At 36.7% G+C, this 349-nt stretch carries 1 protein-coding gene; it reads left to right on the top strand.

All coding sequences use genetic code 11. The features are described 5' to 3' along the window. The coding region (locus TR08_RS30095; protein WP_045524729.1) for a transposase at positions 1-330 on the top strand (330 nt) is incomplete at its 5' end. Positions 331-349 lie beyond the last annotated feature (19 nt).

The following is a 349-nucleotide window of genomic DNA, read 5'->3' as shown; positions in this document are numbered from 1 at the left end:
CGTCAAACGTATTATTTTGACACCGAAAAATGCAAAGTATGCCCTTTCCGTGAAGGATGTTACACAGAAGGAGCAAAGAGTAAAACTTATTCGGTAACAATTAAATCTACCGAACATAAGGAACAAGAAACGTTTCAAAATAGTGATAAGTTTAAAGAACTGGCTCGTTCACGTTATAAAATCGAAGCCAAAAATAGTGAGTTAAAACATGGACACGGTTATGATACGGCATCATCTGCGGGTCTATTTGGCATGGAAATCCAAGGCGCCACAACAATATTCGCTGTCAATCTCAAGAGAATTCTCACTCTTCTTAAAGAAAAAGAATAAAGAATAGGGATAAAAAACG

The sequence above is a fragment of the Neobacillus niacini genome, assembly GCF_000759675.1.
GTDB classification, from domain to species: Bacteria; Bacillota; Bacilli; order Bacillales; family Cytobacillaceae; genus Neobacillus; species Neobacillus niacini_A.
This window is presented reverse-complemented; position numbering and strand designations above follow the sequence as displayed.